We start from the raw sequence: 8,474 nt of genomic DNA on the forward strand, positions 1-8,474 counted from the left end.
ACCCTCGCCACGCCCGACGGGCGCGAGCTGGTGCACGATCTGACGTGGCGGCTCGGGCCGGGGGAGCGGATCGGCCTGGTCGGCGTCAACGGTTCGGGGAAGACCACGCTGCTGCGCACCATCGCGGGCGACCTGGAGCCGGCGACCGGACGCCGCATCGAAGGGAAGACCGTCGAGATCGGCTGGCTGCGCCAGGAACTCGACGATCTGCCCACCGATATGCGGGTGCTCGATGCCGTGAAGGACGTCGCGGAGCGGATCACGTTGGGCGACAAGGAGGTCTCGGCCGGACAGCTGGCCGAGCGCCTCGGCTTCACGCCGGCCCGGCAGCGCACGCCCGTCGGCGACCTGTCCGGCGGCGAACGTCGTCGGCTGCAGCTGACGCGGGTGCTGATGGCCGAACCGAACGTGTTGTTGCTCGACGAGCCCACCAACGACCTCGACATCGACACCCTCCAGCAACTCGAGGATCTGCTCGACAACTTCGCCGGGACGCTCGTGGTGATCAGCCACGACCGGTACCTGATCGAGCGGATCTGCGATTCGACGTGGGCGCTGTTCGGCGACGGCAAACTCACCAACCTGCCCGGCGGCATCGAGGAGTACCTGCGACGCCGCGCGGCCATGGGCGACGGTGACGTGCCGTCGGTGGCGTCGACGATGTCGAAGAGCGGTGCGGAAGGCGGCGCATCCGCGTCGAAGCGCGACGGTGCCGCCGACCGCGCGTCCCGCAAGGAGCTGTCGCGGCTCGAGCGGGCGATCGCCAAGCTCGACGACCGGGAGGCGAAGCTGCATCTGCAGTTGGCGGACGCGGCAACCGATCCCGAGCGGCTCCAGAAGCTGGACGCGGAATTGCGTCAGGTGGTGGCGGAGAAGGAATCCGCCGAGGAGCAGTGGATGGAGCTCGCCGAAGAATTGGGCTGATCCGGGTCTTGACCTCGAGTCGACTCGAGGTCGCACGATGGGCGATGTCAGACGAATCGCTCATCAGGAGGATCCATGTCCGTCACCGAAACATCCCGCACGTCATCGGTTTTGTCGTGGTCACGAGAGGTTGGCCGGCCCACCGCTGTCGCCGTCTCGGTAACCGCGGCGCTCGTCGTCAACCTGGCTCTGTGGCTGATCGGTCTCGCGGCCGGCGGCTCCTTCGCGCACACGAATGCCGGAGTTACCCAGAGCGCCGCGCCGGGCGGTGTGGTGCTCATGACCGTCGTACCCCTCACCCTCGGTCTCGGCGTGGCCGCGCTGCTGAGCCGGTGGTGGGCGGGATTCATCCGTGTCGCTCAGATCGTCGGGGCAGCTTTGCCCCTCGCGACGATCGCCGGAACGCTCGATGCGGACTTCGACGGGGCCAGCACCGTCACGCTCGCACTCATGCACGTCGTGATCGCCACCGTGGCCGTCGTCGGTCTCGAGAAGATGCGCGCAGACCGATGAGCAGCAGCCGATGATCCGTGTGGTGAACGGATATCCACCCGCAGCGACGCGTGGATAGATGTCCGTTCACCGCAACGGGTTACAGGCCGAGCAGCTTCGAGATGATCTCGTTCATGATCTCGGTGGTGCCGCCGCCGATACCGAGCACGCGGGCGTCGCGGAAGTGGCGCTCGACTTCGCTTTCGCGCATGAGCCCGATGCCACCGGCGAGCTGAACCGCTTCCATGACGGCCTGGTCGCACACCTTCACGGCGTTGTTCTTCGCCATCGACGTCTCGAGGAGCATGCCCTCACCGTTGACCCACCGTTCCGCCACCGACCGGCAGAAGGTTTGCGCGGCAGTGATTTCGGTGGCCAGATCGGCGAGGCGGTGACGCACGACCTGACGCTTGGACAGCGGCCGGCCCATCGTCTCGCGGGACTTGACCCACTCGACGGTCAGGTCGAAGCAGCGCTGCGCCGTCGCGACGGCCTGGAAGGCCAGAGACAGCCGCTCACCCTGGAACTGCTGCGCGATCTGGCCGAAGGCCGAGTTCTCGGCACCGATGAGGTTGGCGACCGGCACGCGCACGTCGTCGTAGAACAGCTCGGCGGTGTCGGAGCACAGCCAGCCCATCTTGTCGAGCTTGCGCGAGACGGTGAAACCCGGTGTGTCGGTGGGCACGACGATCAGCGAGATGCCGCCCGCGCCGGCATCTCCGGTGCGCACCGCGGTGGTGACGAAGTCGGCGCGGGTGCCCGAGGTGATGTAGAGCTTGGAGCCGTTGATGACGTACTCGTCGCCGTCCCGGCGCGCGGTGGTGCGGATGTTCGCGACGTCGGAGCCACCACTGGGTTCCGAGATGGCGAGCGCGCCGATCATCGCACCCTCGAGTGCGGGCCGCGCAAACCGATCGATCAGGTCGGTGTTGCCCGATGCGACGATGTGGGGGGTGGCGATGCCGTGGCTGAACAGCGCCGAGATCAGGCCCGACGAACCGCCGGCAAGGATGATCTCCTCGAGGATGGCGAGCATGTCGAGTGCGTTGCCGCCCGAGCCGCCGTGCTCCTCCGCGACGGATGCCCCGAGCAACCCGGCGTCGGCGGCCTTACGGTGCAGCTCGCGGGGAATGGCGCCCTCGCGTTCCCACGTGTCGAGGTGCGGAAGGATCTCCTTCCGGGTGAAGTCCGCGGCGAGTTGCCGCAGGGCCTTGCGCTCGTCGGTGTCCCAGCGCACGATTTCGGTGGTGGTCATGGTCATTCGCCCTTCCAGACGGGTGCGCGCTTCTGCATGAAGGCCATGACGCCTTCGAGGGTGTCGGCGCTGGTGGTGAGACGTGCGAGAGCCTTTTCGCTCAGCTCCCACGCCTGGTCCTCGGCGGGAATGTGCCCGTCGATGATGCCGCGGGCCACGGTCTTGCTGGACTGCACGGCGAGCGGGGCGCCTGCGGCGACGAGCTCGGCGAGTTCGAGGGCGGTGGCCAGGACATCGGTCCGGGGAACCACGCGGTTGACCAGGCCCCAGCGCAGCGCGTCGTCGGCGGACATCGGCTTGCCGGTCAGGATCAGTTCCATCGCGATCGCGCGGGGAACCGCTTGTCCGATCCGGAATACACCGCCTGCTCCGGCGATCAGGCCGCGGTGCACCTCGGGCAACCCGAACTCGGAGGTTTCGGAGGCGACGACGAGGTCGCTCGCGAGCGCGAGTTCGGTGCCGCCGCCGAGCGCGGTGCCGTTGACCGCGGCGATGACCGGCTTGGAGATGTGGTGCTTGACCACACCGGCGAAGCCCCAGTGCGCGGTCTCGGGCGGAGTGACGCCGTCCGGGCCGGCGGTGCCGAGCGCCTTGAGATCCGCGCCGCCACAGAACACGGACTCGCCTGCGCCGGTGAGGATCACGGCGCGCACGTCGCGGTCGGACTCGGCGCGCTCCCACGCCTCGCCGAGCCCGCGGTGTACGTCGGCGTTGATGCTGTTGGCGGCCTTGGGCCGGTTGATGGTGACGATCAGCGTGTGGTTGCGCTGCTCGACGAGAACGACGGATTCGGTCACGGGTGCTGCTCCTCGGAGGACTCGGTGGCGATGCGGGTGACGACCAGTTGGCCGCCGCGGTCGGTGACGTGCACGGTGGTTCCGATGATGTCCGCGCCGGCGGCGAGGATCTCGGCGCCGGCGGCGTCGGTGTGTCCGGACACGCGCCGGCCGTCGGGTGTCGTACCGACGAGGAAACCGATCGCGGGCGTGCCGTCACGTCCGAATTCCGCGGTGGCGGTGAAGATTGCGACCTCGCCGGTGTAGTCTTCGATCTTCTCGGGCGCGGTCGCGGGAAGCTGGACGGGCTCCGGATCGCCGACGTACCCGTCGGTGTGGGGTGCGCACCCGAGCACCACGACGTGCTGGTAGGTCAGGTAGCCGCCGTTGCCGTGGACGAGCGCGAGCTCGCCGTCGCGGCGGAGCCGGCGCGCGACCGCTACGACCGAGTGCAGCGTGTAGCTGTTGAGCGGCCCACCGAAGAACGAGTGCCCGCCCGTCACCGACGGAACGGTGTCGCGGGGGAGTCCGAGGTGCTCGATCAGCAGCTTGGGCACCACCGGGAAGCAGCTGTAGGCGTCCACGATGTCGAAGTCGCCGGGGCGCAGATCGGTGCGTTTCAGGGTGCGGCGCAGTGCGTCGTCGAGCGCGGCGGAGTGCCCGAGATCGTCGCGGGCGAGGACGTCCGTGGGATCGGTGGCTCCGGCGCCGCCCCACACGTACAGCATGTGGTCGTCGGCGACACCGAGTTCGCGGGCCACGGCCAGCGATGTGACGACGACCGCGGCGGCCTGATCCACGAACGGCATCGCGTTGAGGAGCAGCGGGTACGGGTCGGTGACGATGCGGTTCCTGGGTCCGACGGTGCGGATGTCCTCGGCGGTACGCAGATCCGGGTTCCACGCCGCGGCGTTGGTGCCCGCGACCTCGGAGAATGCGGCGTACAGCTGCGCGGACCACTCGATCGACTGCTCACGGCTGTCGCCGAGTTCGTGGCTGAGCCGGTTCTCGAACAGTGGATACACGCGGGTGGGCGCGATCATCCCGGCCCGCTGCATGGCGGCGCTGCCCAGGTCGTCGGGATCGAAGGCGGGCGGTCCGCCGGGTGCGCACACCCAGCCGAGTGCGGTGGGGTCGGTGCCGGCCTTGAGCGCGTTGGTCACCGATGCCTGCGCTTCACCGCCGACGAGCAGCGCCAGCCGGCTCGTGCCGGTCGCGATGTCGTGGGCGATGCGGTCGAGGACGGCGGCGGGCCAGTGCCCGCCGATCGGGGTGGTCGAGGTGTGCTCCGGTGTCGCACCGAGGCGCTCGGCCAGCAGGCCCGGCAGGTCGTCGTAGGACCAGCTGGCCGTCTTGATCGCACGAATGGTGTCGATGCGCGCAGCGACGCCGTCGACCCCCGTGTCTGCGAGCGCGCCGAGGGTCGCCTCGTGGATGAGGTCGAGCGGTTCGCGCGGGTCGGCGGGCGCACCGGCGCGTCCGGATCGCAGGTCGCCGACGCCGATCACAACGGGAACGCGGGCAGGGTCTGTCATCGGTGTTCCTTCGAAGTTGCTCGTCGGGAGTGGGGTGACACGCCCGAGTTTAATACGGACTGTTTCAGTCTGTAAATCGGGTCCGAGTCTGGCAGACTGTTTCGCGTGACCGAAGCACCACCGCCCCGACGTCGAGGACGCCCCCGCGACGCGGACCTCGAGGACCGTGTTTTCGACGCGGTCCTGGAGGTGTACTCCGAGACCAGCTGGCGCGGATTCACCCTCGACGCCGTGGGTCGCCGCGCGCGCGTCGGCCGTGCCGCGCTGTACCGACGGTGGAATACCAAGGACGAACTGCTGGTCCAGGCACTCGAGGCCCGCAGTCCGCTGCCGGTGCCCATCGACACCGGCGCACTGCGGTCGGATCTGGTCGAGCTCGCGAAGCAACTGTTGAGCGGCTACCGCACCACCTCGGGTCTGGTCAGCCTGCGGGTTGCGCTCGACGCCCGGGTCAATCCCGAATTGCTCGCGCGGCTCACCGCGACGCTCAACCGCAGCCGGGTACTCGCGGCGCGCACCATCGTGCACCGCGCGGTCGAACGCAACGAGCTGCCCGCCGGCACGTCCGTGACGTTGCTGCTGGAAATGGTCACCGGCGCGGTCCTGAGCCACGCGCTGTTCGCGCTCACCACACCGGCGCCGGCCGACGACGACACCTACGCGGAGATGCTCGTCGAAGCCACCGTGCACGCGCTTCGTCTCACCGCGCCGGCGTCGGAACCGAAAACGAACAGGACGGCGTAACCGAACTGCAATCGAGGTGACCTACCGGTTCTCGAATCGGAGGCTCTTCGTCACCTTTCCCGGCTAGCCTGGCAAGGGCACCGACAGGTGCGCGGTAGCGGGAGGTCAACGATGGATTTGGAGGCGGTCCGGGAGATAAAGCGGCTCAAGTACCGTTACGCGCGGGCGCTCGATACGAGATCCTGGGCCGAACTTGCCGACACGCTGGTACCCGAAGCGACCGCGGTCTACGGGGAGTATCTCAGTTTCGAATCACGCGACGCCTTCATCAACTTTCTCGAGAGCACGCTCGGCGCCCACATGCTCACCGAACACCACTGCAGTCATCCTCAGATCGAGATCTCCGAGGACGGCGCCACCGCGACAGGGATCTGGCTGCTCGCCGACACCGTGATCGTGCCCGAGGACAAGATGTTCCTGCGCGGCTCGGCGTACTACCACGACCGGTACGTGCTGTGCCCGGACGGACAGTGGCGCATATCCCAGACCGGATACGAAAGAAACTGGGAGACTGCGATTTCCCTCGAGGACCTGCCGTCGTTCCGGCTCACCACAAATCAGTGGTCGAAGATGCGTCAGCCGCCGCGCGCCTCCTGAGGCGGGTCCGCGCAGCAGCACGGAGGCCACAGCACGGAATGCACGGCCGAGATCGGGGACGTTCGAAAGGGAAGGGCGCCGAATGCCGACACCCTACGAAGGCAATCTTCATCGCGCGGGTGCGCTGCCTTATCTCACCGTTGCCCGCGCGCGGGACGCAATCGACTGGTATGTAAGAGCTTTCGGTGCAACTGTGGTGGGGGATCCGATCGTCATGGACGACGGCCGGATCGGCCACGCCGAATTGAACTTCCCCTCCGGGATGGTCTATCTCGCCGACGAATTCCCGGAGATGGGACTCACCGCCCCCGTCGGCGGTGCCACATCGGTGAGTCTGATGCTGCCCGTGGACGACACCGACGCCGTACTCGCCCATGCCCGTGAGGCCGGCGGGACCGTCGAACGGTGGATCACCGAGAGCAACGGGCACCGCAACGCGACGCTGATCGACCCCTTCGGGCACCGCTGGATGCTCGCGGGCCCTCTCACCGGCGGGCCTGCCACCGACACCCAGTAGCACCGACACGCAGTAGCATGCGCGCGTGGCCGAGAACCCGCATCGCAGCGATTTCCCCGACGTCCGCGCGTGGATCCGGGCCCTTCCCGCACTCGGCGCGACCGTCGCGCCATCTCATCCACCCACCCGGACCCCGCAGGAGCTGTTCTTGCAGTGGTTTGGCGATGCCGTCGACGCCGCACTGCCCGAACCGCACGCGGCGACACTGTCCACCGTCGACGCAGACGGGCTGCCGGACGCTCGTACGCTGCTGCTCAAGGACGTCACCGATGACGGCTGGTGGTTCTCGGGCGACGACCGCTCGCCGAAAGGCCGGCAGCTCGCGAGTACGCCGGCCGCGGCGCTGACCCTCTATTGGCGCGAGCACGGCCGGCAGGTCAGGGTGCGCGGCCCCGTGCGCGCGGGCGACCCCGAGCTGTGTGCCCGCGACTACCGCGAGCGTTCCCCGCTGGCGCGGGCCGTGGCCGCGACCGGACGTCAGAGTGAGGTGCTCACCGACCCTGCCGACTACGAATGCGTTGTCCGCGAACGCCTGGACACGCTCGAGGCCGACCCGTCGTGGGTGTCGCCGCACTGGCAGACGTGGTGCATCATGCCCGCGGCCGTCGAATTCTGGCAGGCCGACCCCGGTCGCCGACACCACCGGCTGCGTTATCGGCGCGACGGTGACGGGTGGCTCTGCGACGAGCTCTATCCCTGAACGTCTCTATTCGACGGGAGAGCCGGCGAACCCATCCGCAGCGACTCGGTACCGGAACCCCGACCGAGTGGCCGTGACGACGAGTTCTGACCGCGGCGCCGTCGGCATCATCGACCGTCTCCACGGCGCGGCGACCGGGAAGGCACCGACCGCTGCCGAGTGACCGATGCGCCGGTAGGCTCCCGCCCGTGAACGAGACTTTCATCCGCACACGCGTCGCCGATGGTGTCGGCGAGGTGCAGCTCGACCGGCCGGGCGCCCTCAACGCGCTCGACCAGTCGATGATCCGCGACATGCACTCCGCGCTGCTGCAGTGGCGCGACGACCCCGCGATCACCGCCGTGCTCGTCACCAGCCTGTCCGACCGCGCATTCTGTGCCGGGGGCGACGTCAAGCCGGTGCGCGAAGCCGTCCTGGCCGATGACATGGGCACCGTGCGGGAGTACGACGCGAACGAGTACCGGCTCGACGAACTCGTCGCGACCGACCCGAAGCCGTATCTGGCGCGGAGCGCCGGCGTGACGTTCGGCGGGGGCGTCGGTATCTCGGTACACGGCGCGGTGCGGGTGGCCACCGAGAAGGCGGTGTTCGCGATGCCGGAGACCGCGTTGGGGTTCGTGCCCGACGTCGGTTCGAGCCATTTCCTGCCGCGGCTGCGCGGTACCACGGCGCGCTGCGACGCCGTCGGTATGTATCTGGGCCTCACCGGTGCCCGGGTGACCGCCGGGGACGCGCTCGCGGTGGGACTGGCCACCCACCATGTGCCGAGCGCGCGCATCGGTGAATTCGCCGACCGGGTCCGCGCCGGGCACTGGCAGGAAGCGCTCGACGAGTTCGTCGAGCCCGGTCCCGCCTCGCATCTGGCCGATCGGTTCACCGACATCGAATGGGTCTTCGGCGACGGCACCGTGCTCGACAGCCTCGGCCGGCTCGA

At 68.8% G+C, this 8,474-nt stretch carries 10 protein-coding genes; 7 read left to right on the forward strand and 3 right to left on the reverse strand.

The genetic code is table 11. The features are described from left to right. Both Q8814_RS22295 and Q8814_RS22300 read left to right on the forward strand, forming a co-directional pair. A partial coding sequence (locus tag Q8814_RS22295; RefSeq protein WP_330154164.1) for an ATP-binding cassette domain-containing protein occupies nucleotides 1–924 on the forward strand: 924 nt, incomplete at its 5' end. Nucleotides 925–999: 75 nt separating this feature from the next. Then, nucleotides 1,000–1,437: a DUF6069 family protein gene (locus Q8814_RS22300; protein ID WP_330154165.1), complete on the forward strand. Its 438-nt coding sequence runs from the start codon at nucleotides 1,000–1,002 to the stop codon at nucleotides 1,435–1,437. 79 nt (nucleotides 1,438–1,516) lie between these two features. On the opposite strand, the gene Q8814_RS22305 is transcribed toward Q8814_RS22300, so the two are convergent. The 3 genes from Q8814_RS22305 to Q8814_RS22315 are packed head-to-tail and all read right to left on the reverse strand — an operon-like array spanning nucleotide 1,517 to nucleotide 4,982. Then, nucleotides 1,517–2,671, reverse strand: a complete 1,155-nt coding sequence (locus Q8814_RS22305; protein WP_330154166.1) for an acyl-CoA dehydrogenase family protein — start codon at nucleotides 2,669–2,671, stop codon at nucleotides 1,517–1,519. Nucleotides 2,672–2,673: 2 nt separating this feature from the next. Next, entirely contained in the window at nucleotides 2,674–3,468 is a 795-nt protein-coding gene (locus Q8814_RS22310) for an enoyl-CoA hydratase-related protein (RefSeq protein WP_330154167.1), read from the reverse strand. Next, entirely contained in the window at nucleotides 3,465–4,982 is a 1,518-nt protein-coding gene (locus Q8814_RS22315; protein WP_330154168.1) for an acetyl-CoA acetyltransferase, read from the reverse strand. Before Q8814_RS22315 ends, Q8814_RS22310 begins: the two co-directional genes overlap by 4 nt. Nucleotides 4,983–5,087: 105 nt before the next feature. Here Q8814_RS22315 and Q8814_RS22320 point away from each other — a divergent pair, with 105 nt between their 5' ends. The 5 genes from Q8814_RS22320 to Q8814_RS22340 form a co-directional block, all read left to right on the forward strand. Further along, nucleotides 5,088–5,726 (forward strand): TetR/AcrR family transcriptional regulator, encoded by a 639-nt coding sequence (locus tag Q8814_RS22320; RefSeq protein WP_330154169.1) that lies wholly within the window; start codon nucleotides 5,088–5,090, stop codon nucleotides 5,724–5,726. Nucleotides 5,727–5,837: 111 nt separating this feature from the next. Next, nucleotides 5,838–6,323, forward strand: coding sequence for a nuclear transport factor 2 family protein (locus Q8814_RS22325; RefSeq protein ID WP_330154170.1), 486 nt, complete (start codon nucleotides 5,838–5,840; stop codon nucleotides 6,321–6,323). Nucleotides 6,324–6,405: 82 nt separating this feature from the next. Continuing rightward, complete coding sequence (locus Q8814_RS22330) at nucleotides 6,406–6,840, forward strand: VOC family protein (protein ID WP_330154171.1); 435 nt, start codon at nucleotides 6,406–6,408, stop codon at nucleotides 6,838–6,840. A gap of 25 nt (nucleotides 6,841–6,865) precedes the next feature. Further along, nucleotides 6,866–7,540 (forward strand): pyridoxine/pyridoxamine 5'-phosphate oxidase, encoded by a 675-nt coding sequence (locus Q8814_RS22335; RefSeq protein ID WP_330154172.1) that lies wholly within the window; start codon nucleotides 6,866–6,868, stop codon nucleotides 7,538–7,540. Nucleotides 7,541–7,728: 188 nt separating this feature from the next. After that, on the forward strand, nucleotides 7,729–8,474 hold a 746-nt coding region (locus Q8814_RS22340), incomplete at its 3' end, for an enoyl-CoA hydratase/isomerase family protein (RefSeq protein ID WP_330154173.1).

The organism is Rhodococcus chondri, from assembly GCF_036327435.1.
GTDB lineage: Bacteria > Actinomycetota > Actinomycetes > Mycobacteriales > Mycobacteriaceae > Rhodococcus > Rhodococcus chondri.